We start from the raw sequence: 24,204 nt of genomic DNA on the forward strand, positions 1-24,204 counted from the left end.
CGACCTGTGGGCAACGGTTTGGCCTGTGGGTCGGTCTGGAAGGGAGGATTAAGCGCTCCTTGTTTCGGGTGGATGCGATCGCGGGTGCCATGGTTCATTGCAGTGCTAATTTGAAGTGACAGCCTATACTGACTGCACCCCTCGGTCTAACAAAAAGTATGGTTTGCGTTTCCACTGGAGCTAAGCGGATTCGAACCGCTGACCCCTTCAATGCCATTGAAGTGCTCTACCAACTGAGCTATAGCCCCGCATCAGCAGAACTTTATCATTGCGCAAAATGCTGCCCTTTGTCAACTCCTGCCCCCAAAGTAACCCTCTGCCTAGGATGGACAACCATGGTTTCCCCTCGCGATCGCCCTTTCGCTCAAAGGAAGTATCAAGTAGCCAGTGTATAGTGGGTGTGAGTGCTGAGCAGGTCGGACTTTGGGAGTCTCATCGTCCCCCTTGCAGTTGATACGGGTACCAATGAATCGCGATCGCTCCCCTCTCCATCCAACGCTGAAGTATGCGGGTGTGCTGCGGCAAGTTTCCCCTGAAATGGGGCAGTTTTGGCTGTCTCAGGAGGAGGTGACCATTATTGGTCGTGACCCCGCTACCTGCCACATTGTCCTTGACGCTCACATCTATACTTCTGTTTCCCGCCACCATGCCCAACTCACCTGTCAAAAGCGTGGCAGTATTCCCGTGTGGGCGATCGCTGACCTCGGCAGTGTCAATGGCACCTATGTCAATCAACAGCGAGTAGAGAGCTTAACTGTGCTCAATGCCGGCGATCGCATTCAATTGGGGCGCCAAGGGCCTGAATTTGTCCTAGAATATCTTCCCCTCACCGAAGTCGTGAGTACCCAGCCCGATCAACCCCTCACCCTTACCCAACTCCTGCCTATTTTTGCCATTCATCCCGACTGGGTACGCAAAGCCTATCTGGTACCGGGGATTGTTACGGTTGTTGCGGTTATCCTCCTTTTCGCCACGGCTGGCTCCCCCGATGCCTTCAAGGTCATCTTGGCGCTCTATTTGGGCAGTGCTGCCTATTACTTTATCTATCAACTCTGTGGCAAACGCAAACCCGCATGGGTTCTACTGGGCACATTGACGCTGGAAATGTTGATTCTGCAAAGCCCAATTTTGCCAGCCATGATCTATCTCTTTCGCACCATTTTACCCGGCCAACTGCATCCGCCCCATCCTTCATTTTGGGTGTTATTCAGCCGCAACTTCATTGGTGCCGGCTTAATGGAAGAACTCCTCAAGGCGTTACCCATTGTTGTGGCCTATGGCTTAGGGCGATGGCTGCCGAGTCCGTGGAAACAAAAGGTGGGCGTATGGGAACCCCTCGATGGCATTCTCTTGGGAGCGGCTGCCGGCCTCGGTTTTACTTGGATAGAAACCCTTGGGCAGTATGTCCCTAGTATTGCCGGTCAATTTGGTAATTTAGCTGGTCTGCAAGTACTGATTCCTCGGGTCTTGGGATCCCTAACGGGGCACATGGCCTACACGGGCTACTTGGGCTATTGTGTGGGATTGAGTGTATTGCGCCCCCATCGAGCGCCCTTGATTTTAATGGTTGGCCTAGGTCTAGCGGCCTTTCTGCATGCCCTTTGGAATACGGCTGCCGCCCGTTTTGGTCCGATGGGTTTGGCAGTGGTGGGGATTTTGGCCTATGTATTTCTCACCGCCGCGATTTTGAAAGCGCGTCAACTGTCCCCGACGCGATCGCAAAACTTTGCCACCCGCTTCTATGGTTATCGCTAGGCAGGTGTATAAAATATATTCATTTTGATTCCTTCATCCACTGGCGCGATCGCAACAGCGCAGCGCAACTGTCTCGCCCTTAACTTCGATGATCTAAATGGTTGGCTATCTCATTTCCCTTGGTATCTTCACTGCCACCTTTGCCCTTTTTAGCTTGGGGCTGAATTTGCACTGGGGCTATACGGGGCTAATTAACTTTGGCCATGTTGGTTTTTTGGCCATTGGTTCCTACACCACGATTTTGTTGGGGATTGCTGGCGTCCCCATGTTCTTTGCTGTCCTTGCTGGCGTGGTGCTGGCGATGGGACTGGGCTTTTTAATGGGGATTGCGACGCTGCGGCTGCGGGAAGATTACCTCGCGATTGTGACGATCGGCATGGCGGAAATTGTCCGCTTGATTGCCCTCAATGAGGATTGGCTAACCCGAGGCGGTCGGGGGGTGTATGGGTTTCCGCTGCCCCTTGCTCAGTTCAATCCCAATCTGCCGACCAAACTGGGGATGATTGCTCTTTTTTGGGTTGTGGTGGGGGCGGCTGCAGGGCAGTGGTGGCAATGGCTACAGCGGCAGTATGGGCGATCGCACCCCCGCTGGTTACTGCCTAGCTATGCAGCTTTATTCATTGCCGGTACCCTCAGCCTTTGGGCCACGTTGCTCCCCTTAAGCTTAGGCCGGGGAATGGCCATTTTTCCTCTTGGGTTGACACTGGTGACGCTGGGTGGGGCGATCGCCCTTGTGAGCTATTATTGCCATCCAGAAAAACGAGCCGTGGTTCCCATTGCCCTGAATACCTTGGCCGCTGCTTTGGTGGGTCTGGTGGTCAAAGCCCTGACCCTTGGTCTGTGGGCCTTTAGCTACCGCGCTGGGTTGTTGTGGCTGCTGGTATTGGTGCTTGCTTTGGTGATGTGGCAGTTGGAGCGTTTGATCCGTTCTCCTTGGGGACGGGTGCTCAAAGCCATCCGTGAGGATGAAGAAGTGGCCAAGGCCTTGGGTAAAAATGTCTTTGCCTACAAAATGCAATCCTTTCTTCTGGGGGGGGCGATCGCGGCGGTGGCCGGGTCGTTTTATGCGTGGCAGCTGACCTTTATTAACCCCGACGGCTTTGTATCCCTGATTACATTTCAGGCGTGGACCATTGTGGTTTTGGGGGGCGCAGGCAATAACATGGGTACCCTCCTCGGCGCTGCTCTCTTTTGGGCCTACACTGCCCTGACCCGCTTTATTCCCCTTGATGGCGGTCGCCTAGAGGCCTTGCGGATGATGCTCATTGGCCTTGTCCTCATTATCTTGATGATGTGGCGACCCCAAGGTATTTTGGGCAAAAAGGAGGAACTCAGCCTTGGTCGATGAATCTTCTCTTGCGCCCGTCTCTAGCGGTATCAGTCAAGTCTTGCCTTCGGATCTCCTAGTGGCCACGGGGCTGTGCAAAAGTTTTGGTGGTATTCGCGCTGTCGATCATGTGGAAATTCGGGTTGCCCGCGGCAGCATCACCGGTCTCATTGGCCCCAATGGTGCGGGCAAAACCACCCTATTCAACCTGTTGTGCAACTTCCTCATCCCCGATCAAGGCCGCGTGATCTTTGACGGCGTCCCGATTAGCCATTTGCCCGCCCACCAAGTTGCTCTCCAAGGACTCCTGCGAACATTCCAAGTGCCCCGTGTGCTCTCGCGCCTCTCGGTTCTCGAAAATATGCTCTTGGCTGCGCCGCTGCAAACAGGGGAGAAATTCTGGAATAGTTGGCTACAACCGCTGCGCATTCGTCAAGAGGAACAAAAGCTGCGGCAACGGGCGTGGGAGATTTTGGAGTCTGTGGGGTTAACCGCTAAGGCCCATGACTACGCTGGCGCCTTGTCGGGAGGGCAACGCAAACTTTTAGAAATGGCACGGGTGATGATGCACCATCCCCGCATGGTGCTCCTCGATGAGCCAGCAGCAGGTGTTAACCCCACCTTGATCCATCAAATTTGCGAGCACATTGTGCGGTGGAACCAACAGGGCGTGACATTTTTGATTATTGAACACAATATGGACGTGGTCATGTCCCTGTGTCAGCACATCTGGGTCTTAGCAGAGGGGAAAAATCTGGCTGATGGTTCCCCCACTGAGATTCAAACCAATCCTGAGGTTCTGACCGCTTACCTCGGACAGTAGTTCCTACTCCCATTAAGGGCTAAAGCCTTGGGGATCGTTGGCACCCCTGAGGCTCTCCACAGCTTTGAATCCTCCCCCTCCTGAAGGGCGGCGCATTGAGCCAAAACCGCTAAAAAAGCTAAGGTCGAGGCAAATGGGCAGGCAACAGCGCCGCAAGGATCAGGCTGAGAAATAAAAATGCTGAGCCTGTTTCCAGCAAAGCAACGTTTTTTATGGCTGTGTTTCTGTACCAGTTGGCTTGCCAAACAATGAGGCCAAACTTGAGCAGTGCAATGGCAAAGGCCGCCGCTGCCAAGGGGGGCAACCACCCTAGCCACCACAAAAGACCAATGAGGAGAGCGGCAACACTGTGATAAATCAAACCAGGGAGCCAAAAGGCGGTTTTGTGCTTACGCAGCTTCACAGCAAAAATCGCACTGCCAAAGAAAAGGGTATTCAACAGCCATAATCCAACAGACAGGAAAGAGACCTCTTCAGTGGTGGCCATCTCCGTTAGGGGAGCCACCAAGCAGACCCCTGCAAAGGTGAGTAACTCGTTCCAGATGGCTTTGCGTTGACGATAAACTACGGCAATACTATCAATCGCAAAAATGGCGATCGCCCCTAGGTAAATCCAAAGTAACCGTGGCACCTCAAGGTAAAGATAAAAAGCAAGGCCAAGGGCAAGGGCACTGTAGACGCCTCCCCACACCAGGCAACGGGGTTTCCAACTTCGCCGCTGCTTGATTTGTAGTGTTAAGGGATGCTCCGCCTGAAAGGCACTAAAGGCAGTCACCAGAGCCAGCGTGGTTCTGCAACTCCAGTGCTGCGCTGCTGCTGCCCCTGTGAGAAACGCCACAATCAACATCACATAAACCCCATGTTCTGGGGAGAAGGTGGGCACGTACCAAGGTGTTCCCCTCCTTGCTGCTGATGCAGTTTCCGTAACCGCTGATGGCTCTGAAATGGTCATGATTGCATCCTCCACTAAACCAATCCCCCTAGACGAATACCAACACCAAAAATAGTCAACAGAACAGCCAGAACTGTGACCCCCATAATGTGAAACCCCAGCCGGGGCAGTGTTTCTGCTGTCAGCTTGGGCAAAATGAACCACCGAGCCTGTACAGCGAGGGCAAGGGTTGCCAGCAACAGTCCCAACTTCACGAGAACATATTGGGAGACCACAGACTGCGGTGGCCAAAATCCCACCCCGCCGGGAAAATAAATGAGGGTTAGGGCAATACCCGTCAGCACCTGCAGCAATAATGCCCCCAGACCCAACCTTTCAAAAGGCTGCTCAAACTGCTGGATGGGCGTTGCATCCTGCTGCCTGAGGGCCTTGGGCAGAACGGTTAGGGCAAGAATAAGGTGCCCGCCCACCCATACAGTTGCGCCGAGGGTATGGAGAATCACCAGGAGTTTGAATAACATCACGACGCACAGGCTAGACGCTTGGCTTCAAGGAGGGCGATCGCCTTGGGAAACAGGAGATTGTTTTCCTTGTGGATATGCTGGTGCAAGTCTTTCTCAAGGCTCAACAGCCCTGCCAAAAGCACGCGGTACGTATTGCAGGCCCACTCAGGCGGCGTAAAACCATCGCTCAGGCGCCGCAACTGGGTGAGGGCTACGCCCGTCTCTGCATGCTCCCGTTGCATACAATCAATCGCAGCTGGGATCAAGACATTGACTGCCTGATCATAGTTTTTCTCCAACTGCCGCAGCCTGGGGAACAGAACTTGCTCCTCTTTTTGGAGGTGGGTTTTTAGCTCTGCGGCCAAGGCCACGACGGTTGCGTGCAGTTGCTGGAGACGGGCATCCCGCGAGCCGTGAACGGCCGCCACCTTCTCCGCCTGCGCCTCGAGGCGGGGGAGTTCCCGCTGCAAGTAGGCATGGTGCACTGTTTCAATGTGGTCAACGAGGGCGGTCAGTGAAAGGTCAGCGATCGCCGGCTCAGGAGCAGTTTCTATGGCAGCTTCTAGCTCCTTAAGGAAGGTTTGGGCATCGATGCCCCGCTGGGCACAGGCTTCAGCAAGGGTTTGCCGACCACCACAGCAGTAATCAATCTCTGCCGTCTCAAACAAGGCCGCTAAGGAAGGGTAATCCCGCACAAGGGCACCCACCGTATCCGTCAGTTGTAAAGATGTCATGGTCAGGCCTCCAAATGCAAGGTGGAGAGAGAATCTAGGGGGTAAGGTCGAGGGAGACCGCAACACTGGGCTGCCGCCAAATCCCCCAGAGGGCGCGTCCTACGCCATAGATGAGCAGTCCGGCACCAACGGCAAAGATGACATCCCCAGGAATCCGCAGCCAGACGGTCCATTCCATCCAGGGGGAGTGAATGACGGCTCCACTGCGGGCATACCAAGTACCGTGGTTAATGGATTGCACCAGCTGATAGAAGCCATTGGGAATCAGACCGAGCACCAGCATGCCCACCAAGCCACCGTTGAGCCACCAAAATGCCCAGTTGAAGGTCTTTTCATCCCAAGCAGTTTCCGGGGTGATTTCCCGCAGAACAAAGAGCATTAAGGCGATCGCCAGCGAGCCGTATACGCCGTAGAGGGCGGCATGGGCATGAATTGGCGTCGTATTCAGTCCTTGGGAATAGTAGAGAACTATCGGTGGATTGATTAGAAAACCAAAAACCCCTGCCCCCAGCAAATTCCAAAAGCAGGTAGCAATGAAAAATCGCAGGGGTAGCCGATAGAACCCTTGGGCTTCTTGGGAAAGCTGCAGCGACTTCAGAACCTCAAACCCAATCAGGGTCAAGGGAACCACTTCCAACGCTGAGGCCACAGCGCCCAAAGCAGTGATCAGAACCGGTGTACCCGCAAAATAGAGGTGATGGAGTGTGCCAATGACACCACTGCCGAGGTAGAGAATGGTGGTCAAGTAAGTGGCCCGCAGAGCTGCGGAGCGCCTTAGGAATCCCAGTTCACTGCACAAGTAGGCGATCGCCACCGTGGCAAAGACCTCAAAGAAGCCCTCTACCCACAGATGAACCACCCACCAGCGCCAATACTCAGCCACACTGAGAGGGGTATGGTTGGTGTACATCAGCCCTGCCCCATAAAAGAGGGGAATGGTAATGGCGCTGTAAAGGAAAAAGTGGTTGAGGCCTGTCTTGCTCCCTTCTGCCTGAAGGGCAGGTCGCAGCGCCCGAAACATCAACCATAACCAAAATACCATGCCACCAATCAGCAAGAGTTGCCAAAGTCGCCCTAGCTCCACATACTCATAGCCCTGATGGCCCAGCCAAAAACTCCGGGCACCCAGATAGCCCTGAACGGCTGCCCAAGCTCCCCCAAGGGAACCAAGAACCACTACGGTGAGGGCAATCAGAAGCCCCATGTTTCCCCAAGCCTGAAACTTCGGTTCATGGCGCGCAAAGCGAGGGCCAAAGTATAGACCGGCCGCCAGCCAGCAGGTGGCAATCCAAAAGACCGCCAGTTGCACGTGCCATGTCCGTGAGGCAGCGTAGGGGAGATACTGCTGAATTGGCACACCATAAAATCCATCTCCTTCCACGGCATAGTGGGCAGTGACCATGCCCATGAGGATCTGCAGGAGAAACAGACCCATGGCCACCCCAAAGAAAAGGGTAGTCACTTTTTGGCTGGGGGTGGCAAGGCGGATGGCGGGGCGCTCTGTTACCGCTTGAACCGCATCCTCCCCTTGGAGCAGATAGACAACGAGAAAGCCGGCGATCGCAGCAATTAACACAACGACTGAGACAATCGACCAAATGACAAACTGCCCTGGGGGTTGGTTGCCCACCAGTGGATCATGGGGAAAATTCGCCGTGTAGGAAAAGGGCGCCAAAGGACGAGTGGCGACTGCTGCCCAAGCGGTCCAAGCAAAAAAAGCAGTCACATCGCGGATTTGCGCGGGATCAGTAAACCAGTTGCGCGGAATAGAGTGCGCCGCTGCACCTTGGGATAGCAGTGTTTTGTACTGCTCAAAGACGTGGCGCAGTCCTTGGGCTTGAGCACGGGTGAGCGTCAGCACTCCTGTTTCAGGATTGTAACGGTTGGGCTTAAATTGCTCTTGGACTTGCACCTGTAGTTGAGCCCGCTCAGAGGCAGAGAGTGCCTCCCAATCTGCTTGGCTAAAGCTCGCATCGCCGCGGTAGAGAATTCCAGCGGTGGCTAGACCCCAGCGGTGCAGCACATCCGCTGTCCAGTCTGGAGCCAGATAACTGCCATGACCCCAGATGCTGCCAATGTGCTGGCCGCCCCGTGCCAGATACAGTTCTTGACCTCGCTGTATGTTCTCACGGCTAAAAAGCACCTCCTGTTGGGGCGAGACAATCGTTGTCGGTATTGGCGGGGCATGCCGGTAAATAACGGCGCCTGCTGTCAGCAGCACACTAAAGGTAATGACACAGACTAGCACTAACCAAGCGGGTAGCCGCAAGTGCCACCCTCGCTCTAGGTGAGCTGCTTGAGTAATATTGAAGGGGACGTTTGCCATAGACACTTCCTCTCGGCAGCTATTGAGACTTAAGGTAGCTGCGGCTTGGGGGGTAGCGCCTTGACTTAGGTCAAAAGGAACCTTGAGAAATATTTAACTTTTACGGTGGGTCATGAAAGCGGGTATTGAGGAATGTCTGCGCCAGTCACCAATGTTTAGTGAGCTTTCGCCACCCCAGCTAGGGCGGTTGGTTGCAATTTCGCAGTTACAGACTTGGCAACGGCAGCAAATCATTTTTAGAAAAGGCGATGCCGCTGCGGGGTTTTTTGTTGTGAAAACCGGGCGGGTCAAGGTCTTTAATCTCTCAGCGGCAGGGAAGGAGCAAATCCTGAATATCTTTGAACCGGGCGACAGCTTTGCGGAGGTGGTGGCCTTCGATAACCAGCCCTATCCTGCCTCGGCAGAAGCAATTGAATACGTTGAACTGATCTTTTTGCCGCGGTTCGCTTTTTTGAATTTGCTCCACCAAGATGCGGATCTAAGTGTTCGTTTGCTAGCTAGCTTTGCTAGGCATCTGCGTCATTTGGTGAGTCTTATAGAAGACCTTTCCTTTAGACAGGTGCCCCAACGCCTAGCAGCCTATTTGTTGCAACGATTGGCCACTAGCGATCGCCCAGATAGTATTACCCTAGATTTGAAAAAAACAGAGCTGGCCGCTTTGCTAGGCACTATTCCTGCAACGCTGTCGCGGGCGTTTTACGACCTGAATACCCAAGGCATTCTGAAGGTAGAGGGCAATGAGATTACCATCTGCGATCGCCAGCGGCTACAAAGATTGAGTGAAGAATAGTCGAGCTTTTTCCCCAAGGCTCAACCGGCTCAAAACCTTCAGAAACAATTTTGGGGAGCGATGAAGGGGCTCAGTATTGAACAGCGCCAGAACTAGACCTAGGTATAGCTGCGAATTGCGGCCAACGGCGGACAGCGCTGCTGATCCAATTGCTGCAGGTATTGGCGATGCTGGTAGTAGTCACGGCGCAGTTGGGCAAGCACTTGCAGTCGCTCTGGCGCCACACCGGGGATGTCCTCAATCGCAGGTTCGTTGTCGGTGAGTAGGCGATCCAAATACTGGCGCAGGGCTTCGCTGGCAAGGGATTCACTTAAAATCAGCGCGACAGTTTCCTGCCAAGTCCGGAGAATATAGCGACATCGCTTTTCAACAGCAATGCGCTCAAGGGCTGCTGCCGCTGCTTGGATCACGAGTTCAGGACGATCCAGACTCACGGTAGTCGTTTCATCCAAATGGAGTAGTGGAGTAATGAGGGCGGCCTCCTCTGCCTCATCGAGGCGATCAAAAAGGTGCGTGACCAAATCTAAATCCGTGAGTTGGGTTTCTGTTTCCGTGGGCGAATGAAGGGGCCACTCAGTGGTATAGGGATCATCGGGCGCTGGCAGACCGGCACAGTACGCTTCTTCAATGGCCAAGATCTGCCGCCACAGCCAACGATGGTGGGAGAGGCTAAATTCAATGTCCCGCGCTTGCAGGGCTTGGCGAATCAGGGGACGATAGTCGCCGCAGTGGAGGTAGAGGCGCAGCAGTTGTTCTTCCGCCGCTTGACGGAGGTTATAGTCCGCCGGACGTTGCCATTTTTGCGATCGCCCCTGCCAACGTTGACCCCGCACCTGTTGCCGCAGGGATTCTTCTAAACGGAGAACGAAGCGACTATCATGGCCTCCCAATAGCTCAGCACAGTGGTGAATGTAGTGGCTGCGCAGTGTGGCATTGGGCAGTTTTCCCAACAGTTGGCTCAGGGCTTGGCTCGCCTGCTGAAATTGATCACTTTGCTTGAGATCGTACTGCTGCACAATGGTTTGCATTTGCCAATCCAGCCACAGGGGCGCTTGATCCAAGAGAGCTTGGTAGTGCTCCCGCTGTGCTTCACCCGCGCTGAAAAAGTCAGCCGCATCTTTGCCCGCTGGTAATGTGAGAATTCGCAGTTGCAGATCACCCCGATAGGCCAAATCGGCAGCCTCACCAATGGCGCGATCGGCCGCCCGTTCTCCCGCTGGGTCGGCATCAAAGTTGAGAATAATTTGCTTCGACTCGGTGTAGCGCAGCAGTAATTTAATTTGAGCTTGGCTGAGGGCCGTTCCTAGACTGGCCACCGCTTGGGAAAACCCCGCTTGGTGCAGCGCCATCACGTCAAAGTAACCCTCGACAACAATTGCTTGATCTTGGCGGGCGATCGCCTGCCGCGCCTTATCCAGCCCAAAGAGCAACTGCCCCTTGTTAAAAATCGGGGTTTCTGGAGAGTTGAGATACTTTGGCTCTTCGTTGCTGAGGGTGCGACCGCCAAACCCCACCACCCGTCCTTGGGCATCCATAATCGGGATCATCAGGCGATCGCGAAAGCGGTCATAGTAGCCGTCCCCTGTCCGCCGAGGCATAATCAAACCGGCCTGTTCTACCAGCTGAGGGGGATACCCTTTTTGCTCCACAAGGTAGGTGTAGAGCACTTGCCAACCCGCAGGGGCATAGCCCAAGCGAAATTGCTGAATCGTCTCCTCTCGCAGATGGCGTTGCCGCTGCAAATAGTCTTGGGCGGCTTGGCCAATGGGTTGCCGCAGGGCATGTTCATAGAAACTAGTGGCGATCGCCAGAATCTCGTAGAGTTGCTCTTGAAGGGAGAGCCGCGCTTGTAGGGCCTGTTTTTGCTCACTATCGAGGGTGCGCACTGGAATCTGATGGCGTTGGGCAAGGTCGAGTACCACCTCGGCAAAGGAGCGTTTTTGCAGTTCCATCAGGAACTTAATGGCATTGCCGCCCGCCCCACAGCCAAAACAGTAATAAAAGCCCTTCAGGGGACTCACCGTAAAACTGGGGGTTTTTTCCTCATGAAAAGGACAACAACCCACGTATTCTTGCCCACGCTTGCGTAGGACAACGTGCTCGGCCACCACATCGACAATGTTGACCGCTTGGCGCACCGCCTCAATCGTATCGGGGTGTAGGCGAGGAATTTCCATAGATCACTAGTCTAAGCGATCCCCCTAATCAGAGATTCCCCGCTGCAAAATTTAACGATTCCTAAGGATGTTGCAAGCTCTTAACTCAAGCAGTCAAGGGCGATTGACCTTCGCTAGGATGTTGACGGTGTCGTTGTTAGGCGCAGAGGCAGGCTTTGAGGCCATAACCGTTCACATAGGGAGCAAGGATTCATGAGTACCAGCCGCAAACGACTTGGTGTGTTTACGAGTGGCGGAGATTGCCCGGGTCTAAATACGGCCATCCGTGCTATTGTTGCCCATGCTACCTTAAGTTACGGTTGGGAGGTGCTTGGCATTCTCCACGCCACTCAGGGGTTAATTGAGCGGAAGGCGATCCCCCTCAATGCCGAGGGTCTCGGGGGAATGGATGTACTGCTCAACATGGGGGGAACCATTCTCGGAGCAATTAATAAGGGCGATACCCTTGGCCATGCCGATGAAGTCATTGCTGGGTACTATGAATTGGGCTTGGATGCTCTTATTGCCATTTGTGGCGATGGCAGCTTGAAGATTTTGCATCAACTGGCGCAAAAGGGAAACTGGAATTTCCTTGCCATTCCGAAAACCATTGATAATGACGTTGCTCTTACGGATCGCGCCATTGGCTTTGATACCGCCGTCAACATTGTGGTGGAAGCCCTGAGTCGGATTACCTCCACCGCCGCTAGCCATGATCGCGTCTTTGTGGTGGAAGTGATGGGGCGCACTGCCGGTCACTTGGCTCTGTATTCGGGGATTGCTGGGGGTGCCGATATGATCCTCATCCCAGAAATTCCTTACTCCATTGAAGGCATTTGCCAGCATCTGCAAAAGTTGCGCGATCGCTGGGGACGTAAGTTTGCCCTCATCGTCGTTGCCGAGGGTGTCAAAGAACTGGAGCAGGACGCCCACCAGCGCCGCCATTGCAGTATTGGTCAGTACATTGCCGATAAAATTGCCCAGCACAGTCCCATCCCCATTGAGCTGCGGGTTTCAGTCCTAGGTCACATTCAACGGGGCGGTGCCCCCATGGCCATAGATCGGCTGTTGGCAGCGGGCATGGGTCATACCGCTGTGGATTTAGCCGCTCAAGGGACATTTGATCGCATGGTAGCTTGGCAGGCAGGACAGGTGGTCACTGTTCCCATTGCCGATGTGGTGGCTCAATGCCCACGCCATGTAGATCCCAATAGCTTTTTAATTCGCACGGCTCAAGGGCTGGGCATTTATGTCGGGGATCAGCCGATGCTGCCCTATGTTGATCCCACTCTTTGCCGCGATGAAGTGATTTGTGCGATCTAGACCCCACGGAATCAGCCAACCAAGGAATGAGCTGTAAGAGGCACGCCACTGAGGCTAAAGGCTCGCGCCTCGGTAATGCGAACCCGCACCAGTTGTCCCCGTAGGGTCTCAATCTCACCGGGTAAGTAGGTCAGGCGGTTGCCATCCGTGCGGCCATAGACTTGTTGCGGATCCTTGGGATTGACCCCCTCCACCAGCACCACCTCTTCCCGTCCAAGATAGCGTTGGGAGCGATCGCTGGCGATCGTGGCCACTAAATGATTCAGCCGTTGCAGACGATCTTCTTTAATCTCTTCCGGTACTTGATTGTCCCAGGTGGCCGCTGGCGTATTCGGGCGCGGTGAATAGGCTGCCGTATTCAGTTGGTCAAAGCCCACCTCCGCCACCAGATCTAGGGTGCGTTGGAATTGGGCTTCTGTTTCGCCGGGAAAGCCGACAATGGCATCGGCACTAATGGCGGCATCTGGCATATAGCGGCGAATCGTTTCAATGATTTGTAGGTAACGCTCGCGAGTATAGCCCCGTGCCATTGCCCTAAGAATCTCATTATCTCCCGACTGAAAGGGAATGTGGAAATGCTTACACACCTTGGGCAGTTCGGCACAGGCTCGAATCAAGCGTTCTGTAAAATAACGGGGATGGCTGGTGGCAAAGCGAATCCGCTCAATGCCGGCCACATCGTGGATGTAATAGAGCAGATCCGTAAACGTGTGCTGTCGTCGCCCCTCTGGGGTAATTCCCGGCAAATCGCGACCGTAGGCATCAATGTTTTGCCCAAGGAGCGTCACTTCCTTGTAGCCTTGAGCCGCCAGTTCCTCAATTTCGGCGCGGATTGCCTCGGGGCGGCGGGATTGCTCTTGCCCCCGTACCCCCGGCACCACACAGTAGGTGCAGCGTTCATTACAGCCATAGATCACATTGACCCAAGCAGTGACCGTACTATCGCGGCGGGGTTTGGTAATGTCCTCAACAATGTGCAGTGGCTCCGTTGCCACCACTTGGCTGCCATTCCACACCTGCTCCAGCAGCTCGCCAAGGCGATTGGCATACTGCGGCCCCATCACCAGATCCACTTCAGGCACTCGCCGCAGCAATTGTTCCCCCTCCTGTTGAGCCACACAACCGGCCACAATCAGCGTTAGGTTGGGGTCTTGATGTTTGCGCTTGGCTTGCCGCCCTAGGTAAGAATAGAGTTTCTGCTCGGCGTTGTCGCGAATCGTGCAGGTGTTGTAGAGCAAGACATCGGCCTCATCCGGCTCGGCCACCGGTTCTAAGCCCATTGCTTCTAAGACCCCGGCCATGCGCTCGGAGTCGGCCTTGTTCATTTGGCAGCCAAAGGTGGTGATGTAGTAGCGGCGTGGCATTCCCTTGAAGTGCCCCTATACGTCCGTCACATCATTGGTGGGATTCGTGTCACTGGCACTACCCTCTTCAGGAGGAGCGGCCACTTTGACCATGGCATGGCGCAACACGCGATCGCCCAGCATATACCCCCGCTTGAGTTCTTCAATCACCGTGCCTTCAGGGTGCTCATTCGTTGCTTCCCGCAGCACAGCCTCATGGAGATTGGGATCAAAGGGCTTGCCTCTGGCCTGCATCGCCGAAACACCAATGCGCTTGAGGCATTCCACCAGTTGCTTGTAAACCCCCTGATAGCTGCGGTGAATTTTTTCTTCCGCCTCTGTTTCGGTTTGAATGTGGGTGCGGGCTAGCTCAAAGCTATCCACCACCGGCAGTAAATCAGCAATGACGCTGCACTTAATCTGTAGCTCTAGTTCCTCTTTTTCTCGCTGGGTGCGTTTGCGGAAGTTTTCAAAGTCAGCGGCAAGGCGCATATATTGGCTATTGCGCTCCTCCACCACCTGCGAAAGACTAGCCTTGGCAGCTTCAAGGGCAGCAATTTTCTCTAGCAAGTCCGCTGCATCCGCAGGAGTATCCGTAGAGGTCGCCTCAGATGCTTGACCCTCTTCGCTCGTGGTGGCCTCTGCATGATTCTCAACGACATCGGGGGTAATTTCGCCTTCTTGGGCTTCAGCAGCGGGGTTGGTTAGGGTTTCATCACTCATAGGTTGACTCAGGTTATGCCCTCTAGACTGTGGATTGCGCACCGCAGTGCGTTTAACTCGTGCAATCGTTTTAGCCTATCACTTTACCCATTGTATCAATAGGGGCGAGGCATCCGTCTATTACGGACTTCTCTACTACGGCTCTTTTCCCAAGGCTGGCACGCAGCCAAAAACCAGAGGGGCACTATGGAAGAGGATTGCCTCCCCTTTATGGATCCCCTATTTTAGGACAAGGTTCATATTGGGTTTGGAACTGAAAGATTCAGTTGCTCGTCACTTAAGGGCATGACTGCCAAAGCAAAGTTTAGGAGTGGGAGTTTGCGTTGATGTCCTTTCACCCCATGACATTCAGCCTGATTCTAGCGTGCGCGTTGACAGGTATCAGTCCAGTGCTGGCACAGACAGAGCCACCACCACGGGAAAACTTTAATCCCTTTGGGGTAGATAATCCAGTCCTCCAGCGGGCACGGAATTGGGCACGACAGGCAGCAGAGCGGGCGAATGGCGGGTTGAGTCGCTACCGCGCTGAAGCATCCATGTTTGGGCCTGCGAGTCAATCCCCCTACGTGGACAATGGTGATGGTACGTTTACCTTTCGCTTTCTAGGGGGGGCACCTGCGGAACCACCAACTATTGAAAGTATTGTCACGGTCAACCCCGACCCCAGCAATCCGATGATTCGCATTGACTACAATGGCCCTATTCAGTCGGCCGCTCCTCCCCCTCAGCCGTTGCCAGAAGTGCCACCCCCAAGCAATATGGGCAGTTTCTAGTGCTATCGGTGCATAGAGATTCGCCTATTCAGGAACTCGAAAATCTCTGGCACGCTGCCCCTCGTCAGGGGATCGCTGCTGCGCTATGATAACGGAAGCCCTGCTACCTCATAACTTCTAATAAATTTGTGTTTAGGAGAGTTTGCAATGACAACGGCTACCGCTACCCCTGAGTTGGACTACCATAGCGATCGCTACAAGGATGCCTACAGCCGCATCAACGCCATTGTCATTGAAGGTGAACAGGAAGCTCACGACAATTACATTGACCTAGCCAAGCTGCTGCCCGAGCACCAAGAAGAACTCACCCGCCTTGCCAAGATGGAAGCCCGCCACAGAAAGGGGTTTGAGGCCTGTGGTCGCAACCTGAGCGTGACCCCAGATATGGAATTTGCCAAGGCCTTCTTTGAAAAACTGCACGGTAACTTTCAAGCGGCACTCGCAGAGGGGAAAATTGCGACTTGCTTACTGATTCAAGCTTTAATCATCGAGTGCTTCGCGATCGCCGCCTACAACATCTACATCCCGATGGCAGATCCCTTTGCCCGCAAAATTACTGAGGGTGTGGTCAAAGATGAGTACAGCCACCTCAACTTTGGCGAAATCTGGTTAAAGGAAAACTTTGAGAGCGTCAAAGCGGAAGTTGAAGAAGCCAATCGCGCCAACCTGCCCTTGGTCTGGAAAATGCTCAACCAAGTGGAAGCAGATGCCAAAGTGCTTGGCATGGAAAAAGACGCCCTTGTGGAAGACTTCATGATTCAGTACAGTGGTGCCCTAGAAAATATCGGCTTTACCACCCGCGAAATTATGAAGATGTCGGTTTATGGCCTAACTGCGGCATAAGGGTGGCTTAACATATCGTTACACTTTAGTCACCGCACGCTTGTATGTTTGGATTAATTGGTCATCTGACGAATCTGGAGCACGCCCAAGCCGTTGCCCACCAGTTAGGCTATCCCGAATACGCCGATCAAGGCTTGGAATTTTGGTGTATGGCACCGCCGCAGATCGTCGATGAGATTACGGTGACAAGCGTCACGGGCAAAACTATCTATGGCAAATACGTCGAGTCCTGCTTCTTACCGGAAATGCTGGCCAACCAGCGGGTGAAGGCGGCGACTCGCAAAATCATTAACGCCATGGCCCATGCCCAAAAGCATGATATTGACATTACGGCGCTGGGGGGCTTCTCCTCGATCATCTTTGAGAACTTTGATCTGGAGAAAATGTCCCACGTTCGCAATATCGAGCTAGACTTTCGCCGCTTTACCACGGGGAATACCCACACCGCCTATATCATCTGCCAACAAATTGAGCAGGCGGCGCCCCAAGTGGGGATTGATTTGCGTCAGGCAACTGTGGCTGTCTGTGGGGCTACTGGGGATATTGGCAGTGCTGTCTGCCGTTGGTTGAATACCTGCTTGGATGTGCAGGATCTCTTACTGGTGGCACGAAATCGCGATCGCCTGCTAGATCTACAGGCGGAATTGGGACGGGGGAAAATTCTAGACTTAATGGATGCCCTGCCCCTTGCCGATATTGTGGTTTGGGTGGCCAGTATGCCCAAGGGCGTCGAGCTGAGCGTTGAGCAGTTAAAACGCCCCTCGCTGATGATTGATGGCGGCTACCCGAAAAATATGGGCACTAAAATTCAGCACCCGCAGATCCATGTTCTCAATGGTGGCATTGTCGAGCACGCCCTCGATATTGACTGGAAAATTATGGAAATTGTGAATATGGATGTGCCCTCACGGCAGATGTTTGCCTGTTTTGCGGAAGCCATGCTTTTGGAGTTTGAGGGCTGGCACACCAATTTCTCTTGGGGGCGCAATCAAATCACGGTGGAAAAGATGCAGCAAATTGGTGAGGTCTCCCGTAAACACGGATTTCAGCCCCTACTGTTGAACCCTCAGTAAAACCAAAAGGAACCCAATCGCCTATGGCAAACGAACGTCGCACGCTTCTGTTGGAGTTTGAAAAGCCCCTTGTGGAGCTAGAAGCCCAAATTCAGCAGGTGCGGGATAAGTCCTCGGAGTTTGGCGTTGATGTCTCGGAGCAAATCCGTGAATTGGAAGAGCGTGCCAAGCAACTGCGCTATGAAATTTTCAGTAAGCTGACGCCGGGGCAAACCCTGCAGGTGGCTCGTCATCCGCGCCGTCCCAGCACGCTGGATTACATCCAAGCCATTAGCGAAGAGTGGATTGAACTCCATGGCGATCGCCGAGGCAGCGATGATCCAGCGATTGTCGGTGGTATTGGTCGCCTCAATGGTCAACCCGTCGTGATGCTGGGGCAGCAAAAGGGTCGCGACACCAAGGATAATGTGGCTCGCAATTTTGGTATGGCCTCACCGGGGGGCTATCGCAAAGCCCTGCGTCTGATGGAGCACGCGAACCGTTTTCAGATGCCCATCCTCACCTTTATTGATACACCAGCGGCTTGGGCTGGGGTAGAGGCGGAGAAGTTTGGCCAAGGGGAAGCGATTGCCTACAATCTGCGGGAGATGTTTCGCTTTGAGGTGCCGATCATCTGTACCGTGATTGGTGAAGGTGGCTCAGGGGGAGCCTTGGCCATTGGTGTCGGCGATCGCCTGCTGATGTTTGAGCACGCCGTCTATAGTGTGGCGCCCCCAGAAGCCTGTGCCGCAATTCTCTGGCGCGATGCCCAAAAAGCGCCCCAAGCGGCGGAAGCCCTGAAAATTACGGCTCGCGACCTGCTGAAGCTGGGGATTATTGATGAAATTGTGCCCGAGCCTGTCGGCGCTGCCCATAGCAACCCCGTAGAAGCGGCGGAAAATCTCAAGGCGGCTCTCCTGCGAAATTTGGCGGCAGTGCAAGCCCTCAGCAGTAGTGAACGGCGGGAGTTGCGCTATCAGAAGTTTCGGCGCATGGGCGTCTTTAGTGAAGCGATATGACCCAACAAGTCTTAATCACGGGCGCCAGTAGTGGCATTGGGGCCGCCACGGCCATTGCCTTTGCCCAAGCGGGGTTTAATGTCGTGCTGTTGGGGCGATCGCCCGCCAAACTTGCTGCCGTTCATGCCCAAGTGGTGGCCTGTGGGGTTGAAGCCCATACCTTTAGCGTGGACTTTAGCGATCCTGAACCCCTGCGATCGCGCCTTGATGAGATTCTCGCTCGTGTTGGCGATGTCCATGTACTGGTGAATAATGCGGGGATGGCTAGGACTGCGCCCCTGATTGATCAACCCTTGGCGGACTGGCAGCAAATTCTTAACGTCAACCTCACCAGTGCCCTCATTTGCTCGCAAGCGGTACTGCCGCAACTGCGATCCCGCCAGTGCGGTACGATAGTAAATGTTGTTTCAATTGCTGGACGCCAAGTTTTTCCCGACTGGGGCGCCTACTGTGTCTCGAAGTTTGCCCTCATGGCTTTGACCAAAACGATGGCGGCTGAAGAACGCGCCCACGGTATCCGCGTGATTGCCATCTGTCCCGGCGCCGTTGATACCCCCATTTGGGAAGACGTAGCAGGAAACTTTGACCGCACGGGGATGTTAACCCCTGAACACGTTGCTAACACGATTTTGTACACGACTCAATTGCCGCAAACGGCTTTTGTGGAAGAGCTAGTGGTGATGCCCCTTGGCGGAACCCTCTAGGCTCCCTTTGTCCTTCACTTGTCACTCTTTCTATGACAACGTTCAATATGCCCGATTCGATCATCAACGGTAAAGCGACCACTCCGGCAATTCTGCCCGATCGCAACACCCACCAAGGCAAAGAAGCGATTCCCCACCCACCCCCCCCTGAGGTTGCCAAAGAAGAAATGATGGCCGCAGTGCGCACAATTCTACTCAATGTGGGTGAGGATCCCGATCGCGAGGGGTTACTGAAAACCCCCAAGCGGGTTGCTGAAGCGATGCAATTTCTCACCAGTGGCTATAGTCAATCCCTTGAAACCCTTGTCAACGGCGCGATTTTTGATGAAGGCCACGATGAAATGGTCTTAGTGCGCGACATTAACTTCTTTAGCCTCTGTGAGCATCACATGTTGCCTTTCATTGGCAAAGCCCATGTGGCCTATATCCCCAATCAGCGGGTGATCGGCCTCAGCAAATTGGCACGAATTGTCGAAATGTATGCACGGCGGCTGCAAGTGCAGGAGCGCCTGACCCGTCAAGTGGCCGAAGCCATTGAAACCGTTCTCGATCCGAAGGGGGTGGCTGTGGTCATGGAAGCCAGCCATATGTGCATGGTGATGCGCGGTGTCCAAAAACCCGGCTCTTGGACGGTGACCAGTTCGATGCTGGGGGTTTTCCGTGAAGATCAAAAGACCCGTGAGGAGTTTCTGAATCTGATTCGTCATCAGCCGAATTTCTAGGACGTATCCTTGGGGGGCGATCGCTAGCCCCCGCAGTGGTTTTCAGAAACTTAGGTTAGGATGAGAAATAGCGGAATCCTCCTGAGATCATGGGGCAAACACTCTCCTTTTCCAGTCATCGCCAACGCTGGCAAACGCAGCCAAAATTCCTCAAGGTGGGGGTTGCCTATCTGCTGTGGTGCTTGAGCTTTGGGGGTTTCTGTGGCCTGCAACGCTTCTATGTCGGCCAGCCGATGATTGGCTTTTTGTACCTGATCACCTTTGGCTTTTGTGGCATTGGCCAATTCATTGATCTCTTTTTAATTCCGGGGATGGTAGATCACCGCAATACCTACCTGCGGGGGCGCTATCTGACCGCATGGGAACAAGCCGACCTCAACCCCACGACGCCCATGCACCGCTTACTGCAAGTGGCTAAGGAACACGGTGGCGTCCTTTCTGCCGCCCAAGCCGCACTTTATACCCATTTTGATGCCCAAACCGTTGAGGAACTGCTCTTTGAAGCCCAACGCCTCGGCTACGCCACAGTATTTAACGATCCAGAAACGGGCGCAGTGCGCTATCGCTTTGATGTCTAGTTCATGCCACGGTTAGACCAGTTTCAACCCATTGGGGCGATCGCCACCACTGCCCAAGGGCTGGCTCAACTGCAACGCCTTGTTGACACGGGGATTCCCCTGAACATCTGGGTACCCAGCCATTTAGCATCCACTCACCCTAGGGTACAAACCTACGATCGCCCCCTTGCAGCCCATTTGCAGGAACACTGGTGCCACTATCGCGCTTGGATCTTTGCCCTAGCCTGCGGCGCGGTGGTGCGGTTAATCGCGCCCCTGTTGACCCACAAAAGACAGGATCCGGCGGTCTGCGTTCTGTCTGAGGATGGTCAATGGATCGTGAGTTTGCTAGGTAGTCATGGGGCTGGGGGCGATCGCCTGTGTCAAATGCTCAGCGCCGCCATTGGTGCGACACCCATTCTCACGGGAGCAAGTCATGCCCAAGGCTACTTTGCTGTGGATACCTGGGGAACGGCCTTGGGGTGGCAACGAGGCAGCGGCGACTGGAACGCGATCGCCCGCCAACAAGCTCAAGGAAAACCGCTGCAAGTGTATCAAACCTGCGGTAGCTCTTTGTGGCGCACGGCTCTTAGTTCAGATCACCCCCTTGAGTTTGTCAGCACCCCACCCCTAGAAAATGCGGTTTGGATTACCGAAAAAGCGTTGCCCGCCTCTTTGACCTCAGGTGTGGCTTGGCATCCACGGGTACTGTGGCTCGGCATTGGCTGTGAACGGGGAACATCCGCAGCCCTGATCCAGCAGGCCATTGATCATACCCTTGCCCAAGCCGGGTTAAGCCCGCTGGCGATCGCCGGCCTTGCCAGTATTGATCGCAAAGCCGATGAAGTGGGGTTATGTCAGGTGGCTGCGGCGCACCATTGGCCAAGCCGCTGGTTTTCCGCTCAAGAATTGGCGCCTGTTAGCGTACCCACCCCCTCAACCATTGTCGCCGCAGAAATGGGAACGCCCAGTGTGGCTGAAGCCGCAGCAGTATTAGCCAGTGAGGGGGGGCGTTTAATTGTTCCTAAGCAGATTTACCGCCAAGGGGGTGAACCCGGTGCGGTGACGATCGCCATTGCCCAGTCTGAACGGGAATTCATTCCCCGCCAAGGTGCCTTGAGCCTGATTGGCACTGGTCCGGGAGCCTTGGATCAACTCACCCTCGCAGCCCGTTCTGCCCTTTTGGCCGCCGATATTCTCGTGGGCTATGGGCTTTACCTAGAATTGCTGGCCCCCCTGCGGCGACCAGGACAGATGGTTGCTGCCTATGCCATTACCCAAGAGCGACAACGCGCCAAAGATGCCATCGATCTAGCCCAGTGGGGACTCAATGTCGCCGTGGTCTCTTCTGGGGACTGTGGCATCTATGGCATGGCGGGTCTGGTGCTAGAGCTATTGGCAGAAGCGGGTATCAGCGATTTACCCGTAGAGGTGTTGCCGGGGGTGAGTGCCGTGAATGCTGCCGCTGCCCGCCTAGGGGCACCCCTGATGCATGACTTTTGTACCATTAGCCTCAGCGATCGCCTGACCCCTTGGCCAGTGATTGAGAAGCGCTTACGGGCGGCGGCTGAAGCCGATTTTGTGACCGCCCTTTATAATCCGCGTTCGCGCGATCGCCAGCAGCAATTGGTGGACGCCAAAGCCATTTTCTTAAAATATCGTTCACCGCAAACACCCGTGGCGATCGTCCGTGCCGCCTATCGCCCTGAGGAGCAGATCACCCTCACCACCCTTGGCGCCTTGAAACCGGAAACGGTGGATATGTTCAGCTTGGTGCTGATCGGCAATGCCAGTACCCGCCGCTTCCATGATTGGCTGATTACCCCTCGTGGCTATCTAGGAAAGGCATCCTAGAGCAAGCCGGCCTGACCCAGCAGACTAAAGCAAGCCCAGTTGACAATACTGAGGGCGATCGAGCCAAAAAAGGCGCTCCAAAAGCCATTGCGTAGTCTAAAGCCATCGACAAGGGCTGCTGCAAGGGCAAAAATGGCGGCATTGATAATCAGCGCAACCAAACCAAACGTCAGAAAAATAAAGGGGAATGCAAAGAATTTCAGGATAGCCCCCAACGTGGCATTCAAAAAGCCGAAGACAATCGCCGACCACAGCGCGGTTGTGAATTTATCAATTTCCACGCCCAAAAACGAGAGGCGCGACACAATAAACAAACTAATACTGGTCACAATCCAAGTAATGAGTAAACCCCACATATGCAGCTCCTCACCAGTTAAACAACAATCAAAAAGAAGGGCAGTACGGGTATCCCAAAAGTCACGCTAAGCCAGTAGCTGATCAGACTGAGGAGAAGGCTCAGGAGCAGTGAGAGACACAATGACCACAGCAAATGGGAGCCAAACTCCTGCAACCCTTGCCAAAAGGAATCAAAGGGCACGTCTAGGACATGGCCATTGGCAGAGACCAGTACAGGGGCTTGAGACATCGCACCATCCTCTAGCAGCGTTGCCTTTATTTTAGGCCAGAGATGGGAAGGTCACGTTTTGAGACGCAAATTTTTGTAAATCATGTGTATTCAGAATCTGGGGCGATAATGGAGATAGAGCGCGATGCACTGAGGTGGGCATGGGACAAGGTTGGCAAGTGGGGCGTGTCTTTGGCATTCCCCTCTACATTGATCGGTCGTGGTTTCTGGTGATTCTGCTGTTTACCTTTCTCAATGGCAGTGACTGGCAAGCCACCTACCCGCAGTGGGGAGCACTGGCATGGGGAATGGGATTTGTCGTTTCCCTGCTGTTGTTTGCCTCAGTCTTGCTCCATGAATTGGGGCACAGCTTGGTGGCTCGTTCCCAAGGGATTACGGTGCGCTCGATTACCCTCTTTCTCTTTGGTGGTATGGCGGCCATTGAACGGGAATCCAATACCCCCGGTCAAGCTCTTCAGGTGGCGATCGCGGGGCCTTTGGTGAGTTTTGCCCTTTTTGCCCTGTTGCAAGGGGCAGCCGTGGTACTGCCGGGGGATCATCCCCTCCATGAACTGTTGCTCTATCTGGCCAATATCAACTTTGTCTTGGGGGTTTTTAACCTTCTGCCGGGACTTCCCCTCGATGGGGGTCAAGTGCTCAAGGCAGCCGTTTGGAAATTGACAGGCAATCGCTTTCAGGGGATGCGTTGGGCGGCGCGATCGGGACAACTGTTGGGCTGGTTGGCCATTAGTTTTGGGCTGTTTGTGACCCTCCTTGGCAGTGGTAATGGCCTGTGGTTGGGACTGTTGGGTTGGTTTGCCCTGCAAAATGCGATACTCTACCACCGTCTCAGCCAGCTCCAAGAAACGCTGCTCACTCTAACGGCTGCCGAGGCCATGACACGGGATTTTCGCGTCATTGAGGGCACGCTCTCTCTGCGGGAGTTTGCCGATTGCTATCTCCTCCTAGCTGATCGCCAGCCCACAGCCTACTTTGTCGCCACCGATGGTCGCTACCGCGGTTATTTGGAACCCCAAGCCTTGAACCATGTGGAGCGCAGCCGCTGGGAAGTGACGCCAGTCGAAGAGTTAGCCGTCCCCCTGCGGGCGATCGCCACCGTCAAAGAATCAGACTCTCTCGCCAAGACGGTTTGCACCCTAGAGGAGCAGCAACAGCGCTTTGTTACGGTTTTAACCCCTGCCGATGCCGTGGCGGGCGTCATTGATCGCGGCGATGTCCTACTGGCTCTAGCCAAACGGTTGCACTGGCAACTGGGGAAACAGGACATTCAACGCCTCAAGCAAGAAAGGCACTATCCCCCTGAACTGCAATTATTGGAACTGGCAAAAACAGCGCTGCAATTTCAGGGGAGCGATCGCGGCACACCACTCGTTTCTCAAGTTCGCTAAGAATTTTAACA

At 54.3% G+C, this 24,204-nt stretch carries 23 protein-coding genes and 1 tRNA gene; 14 read left to right on the top strand and 10 right to left on the bottom strand.

The window, feature by feature from the left end:
* Window positions 1-175: 175 nt before the first annotated feature.
* Window positions 176-248: transfer RNA gene (locus tag RHK62_RS02890), tRNA-Ala, on the bottom strand.
* A 175-nt stretch (window positions 249-423) separates the two neighbouring features.
* Between RHK62_RS02890 and RHK62_RS02895 the strand changes: the two genes are divergently transcribed.
* From RHK62_RS02895 to RHK62_RS02905, 3 genes are all read left to right on the top strand, one after another.
* On the top strand, window positions 424-1,755 hold the full coding sequence (locus RHK62_RS02895; RefSeq protein WP_310438004.1) for a PrsW family glutamic-type intramembrane protease: 1,332 nt from the start codon (window positions 424-426) through the stop codon (window positions 1,753-1,755).
* A 97-nt stretch (window positions 1,756-1,852) separates the two neighbouring features.
* Window positions 1,853-3,103: a branched-chain amino acid ABC transporter permease gene (locus RHK62_RS02900; protein WP_302678800.1), complete on the top strand. Its 1,251-nt coding sequence runs from the start codon at window positions 1,853-1,855 to the stop codon at window positions 3,101-3,103.
* Window positions 3,093-3,905, top strand: a complete 813-nt coding sequence (locus tag RHK62_RS02905; protein WP_225901634.1) for an ABC transporter ATP-binding protein — start codon at window positions 3,093-3,095, stop codon at window positions 3,903-3,905. Before RHK62_RS02900 ends, RHK62_RS02905 begins: the two co-directional genes overlap by 11 nt.
* A gap of 118 nt (window positions 3,906-4,023) precedes the next feature.
* On the opposite strand, the gene RHK62_RS02910 is transcribed toward RHK62_RS02905, so the two are convergent.
* Genes RHK62_RS02910 through RHK62_RS02925 form a run of 4 tightly spaced genes read right to left on the bottom strand, consistent with a single transcriptional unit; the run spans window position 4,024 to window position 8,360 of the window.
* Window positions 4,024-4,857, bottom strand: coding sequence for a YwiC-like family protein (locus RHK62_RS02910; protein ID WP_310453248.1), 834 nt, complete (start codon window positions 4,855-4,857; stop codon window positions 4,024-4,026).
* A 14-nt stretch (window positions 4,858-4,871) separates the two neighbouring features.
* Window positions 4,872-5,318: a CopD family protein gene (locus tag RHK62_RS02915; protein ID WP_302677304.1), complete on the bottom strand. Its 447-nt coding sequence runs from the start codon at window positions 5,316-5,318 to the stop codon at window positions 4,872-4,874.
* Window positions 5,318-6,034: an iron-sulfur cluster repair di-iron protein gene (ric, locus tag RHK62_RS02920; protein WP_302678802.1), complete on the bottom strand. Its 717-nt coding sequence runs from the start codon at window positions 6,032-6,034 to the stop codon at window positions 5,318-5,320. The genes RHK62_RS02915 and ric overlap by 1 nt, the downstream gene beginning before the upstream one ends.
* Window positions 6,035-6,068: 34 nt before the next feature.
* Complete coding sequence (locus RHK62_RS02925) at window positions 6,069-8,360, bottom strand: nitric-oxide reductase large subunit (protein WP_310453249.1); 2,292 nt, start codon at window positions 8,358-8,360, stop codon at window positions 6,069-6,071.
* Between the two features lie 112 nt (window positions 8,361-8,472).
* On the opposite strand from RHK62_RS02925, the gene RHK62_RS02930 reads away from it, so the two are divergent.
* Window positions 8,473-9,150 carry a Crp/Fnr family transcriptional regulator gene (locus tag RHK62_RS02930; RefSeq protein WP_206200993.1) on the top strand — a complete coding sequence of 226 codons (678 nt, stop codon included), beginning with the start codon at window positions 8,473-8,475 and terminating at the stop codon, window positions 9,148-9,150.
* Between the two features lie 98 nt (window positions 9,151-9,248).
* Here RHK62_RS02930 and dnaG read toward each other — a convergent pair whose 3' ends face one another.
* A complete protein-coding gene (gene dnaG, locus RHK62_RS02935; protein ID WP_310453250.1) occupies window positions 9,249-11,327 on the bottom strand; it encodes a DNA primase in 2,079 nt (692 codons plus the stop codon).
* 192 nt (window positions 11,328-11,519) lie between these two features.
* Here dnaG and RHK62_RS02940 point away from each other — a divergent pair, with 192 nt between their 5' ends.
* Window positions 11,520-12,629 (top strand): ATP-dependent 6-phosphofructokinase, encoded by a 1,110-nt coding sequence (locus RHK62_RS02940; RefSeq protein WP_302677308.1) that lies wholly within the window; start codon window positions 11,520-11,522, stop codon window positions 12,627-12,629.
* A gap of 11 nt (window positions 12,630-12,640) precedes the next feature.
* Here the strand turns inward: RHK62_RS02940 and miaB are convergent, their stop codons facing one another.
* Window positions 12,641-13,993, bottom strand: coding sequence for a tRNA (N6-isopentenyl adenosine(37)-C2)-methylthiotransferase MiaB (miaB, locus tag RHK62_RS02945; RefSeq protein ID WP_206200996.1), 1,353 nt, complete (start codon window positions 13,991-13,993; stop codon window positions 12,641-12,643).
* 15 nt (window positions 13,994-14,008) lie between these two features.
* The gene (grpE, locus tag RHK62_RS02950; protein WP_302677309.1) at window positions 14,009-14,695 is read right to left on the bottom strand and encodes a nucleotide exchange factor GrpE; all 687 of its coding nucleotides are present in this window, start codon (window positions 14,693-14,695) and stop codon (window positions 14,009-14,011) included.
* A 326-nt stretch (window positions 14,696-15,021) separates the two neighbouring features.
* Between grpE and RHK62_RS02955 the strand changes: the two genes are divergently transcribed.
* The 8 genes from RHK62_RS02955 to cobJ all read left to right on the top strand — a co-directional run bounded on the left by RHK62_RS02955 (window position 15,022) and on the right by cobJ (window position 22,219).
* A complete protein-coding gene (locus RHK62_RS02955; RefSeq protein WP_310453251.1) occupies window positions 15,022-15,468 on the top strand; it encodes a hypothetical protein in 447 nt (148 codons plus the stop codon).
* A gap of 147 nt (window positions 15,469-15,615) precedes the next feature.
* Window positions 15,616-16,311 carry an aldehyde oxygenase (deformylating) gene (locus tag RHK62_RS02960; protein ID WP_149820418.1) on the top strand — a complete coding sequence of 232 codons (696 nt, stop codon included), beginning with the start codon at window positions 15,616-15,618 and terminating at the stop codon, window positions 16,309-16,311.
* Between the two features lie 44 nt (window positions 16,312-16,355).
* Window positions 16,356-17,384: a long-chain acyl-[acyl-carrier-protein] reductase gene (locus tag RHK62_RS02965; protein WP_302677311.1), complete on the top strand. Its 1,029-nt coding sequence runs from the start codon at window positions 16,356-16,358 to the stop codon at window positions 17,382-17,384.
* A 23-nt stretch (window positions 17,385-17,407) separates the two neighbouring features.
* Entirely contained in the window at window positions 17,408-18,382 is a 975-nt protein-coding gene (locus tag RHK62_RS02970; protein WP_206201000.1) for an acetyl-CoA carboxylase carboxyltransferase subunit alpha, read from the top strand.
* On the top strand, window positions 18,379-19,086 hold the full coding sequence (locus RHK62_RS02975) for an SDR family oxidoreductase (RefSeq protein WP_206201001.1): 708 nt from the start codon (window positions 18,379-18,381) through the stop codon (window positions 19,084-19,086). Before RHK62_RS02970 ends, RHK62_RS02975 begins: the two co-directional genes overlap by 4 nt.
* Before the next feature lie 47 nt (window positions 19,087-19,133).
* Window positions 19,134-19,808 (top strand): GTP cyclohydrolase I FolE, encoded by a 675-nt coding sequence (folE, locus tag RHK62_RS02980; protein ID WP_225901689.1) that lies wholly within the window; start codon window positions 19,134-19,136, stop codon window positions 19,806-19,808.
* An 89-nt stretch (window positions 19,809-19,897) separates the two neighbouring features.
* Window positions 19,898-20,386, top strand: a complete 489-nt coding sequence (locus RHK62_RS02985; protein WP_225901636.1) for a TM2 domain-containing protein — start codon at window positions 19,898-19,900, stop codon at window positions 20,384-20,386.
* Between the two features lie 3 nt (window positions 20,387-20,389).
* Window positions 20,390-22,219 carry a precorrin-3B C(17)-methyltransferase gene (gene cobJ, locus RHK62_RS02990; RefSeq protein ID WP_310453252.1) on the top strand — a complete coding sequence of 610 codons (1,830 nt, stop codon included), beginning with the start codon at window positions 20,390-20,392 and terminating at the stop codon, window positions 22,217-22,219.
* Here cobJ and RHK62_RS02995 read toward each other — a convergent pair.
* On the bottom strand, window positions 22,216-22,575 hold the full coding sequence (locus RHK62_RS02995; RefSeq protein ID WP_206201004.1) for a phage holin family protein: 360 nt from the start codon (window positions 22,573-22,575) through the stop codon (window positions 22,216-22,218). The two genes, cobJ and RHK62_RS02995, sit on opposite strands and share 4 nt — an antisense overlap.
* Window positions 22,576-22,592: 17 nt before the next feature.
* Window positions 22,593-22,805, bottom strand: coding sequence for a hypothetical protein (locus RHK62_RS03000; RefSeq protein WP_149820404.1), 213 nt, complete (start codon window positions 22,803-22,805; stop codon window positions 22,593-22,595).
* Between the two features lie 140 nt (window positions 22,806-22,945).
* Here RHK62_RS03000 and RHK62_RS03005 point away from each other — a divergent pair, with 140 nt between their 5' ends.
* Window positions 22,946-24,193 (top strand): site-2 protease family protein, encoded by a 1,248-nt coding sequence (locus RHK62_RS03005; protein WP_310453253.1) that lies wholly within the window; start codon window positions 22,946-22,948, stop codon window positions 24,191-24,193.
* The last annotated feature ends 11 nt before the right edge of the window (window positions 24,194-24,204 follow it).

Origin of the sequence: Thermosynechococcus sp. HY213 (assembly GCF_031460975.1) — a bacterium.
Lineage (GTDB): Bacteria > Cyanobacteriota > Cyanobacteriia > Thermosynechococcales > Thermosynechococcaceae > Thermosynechococcus.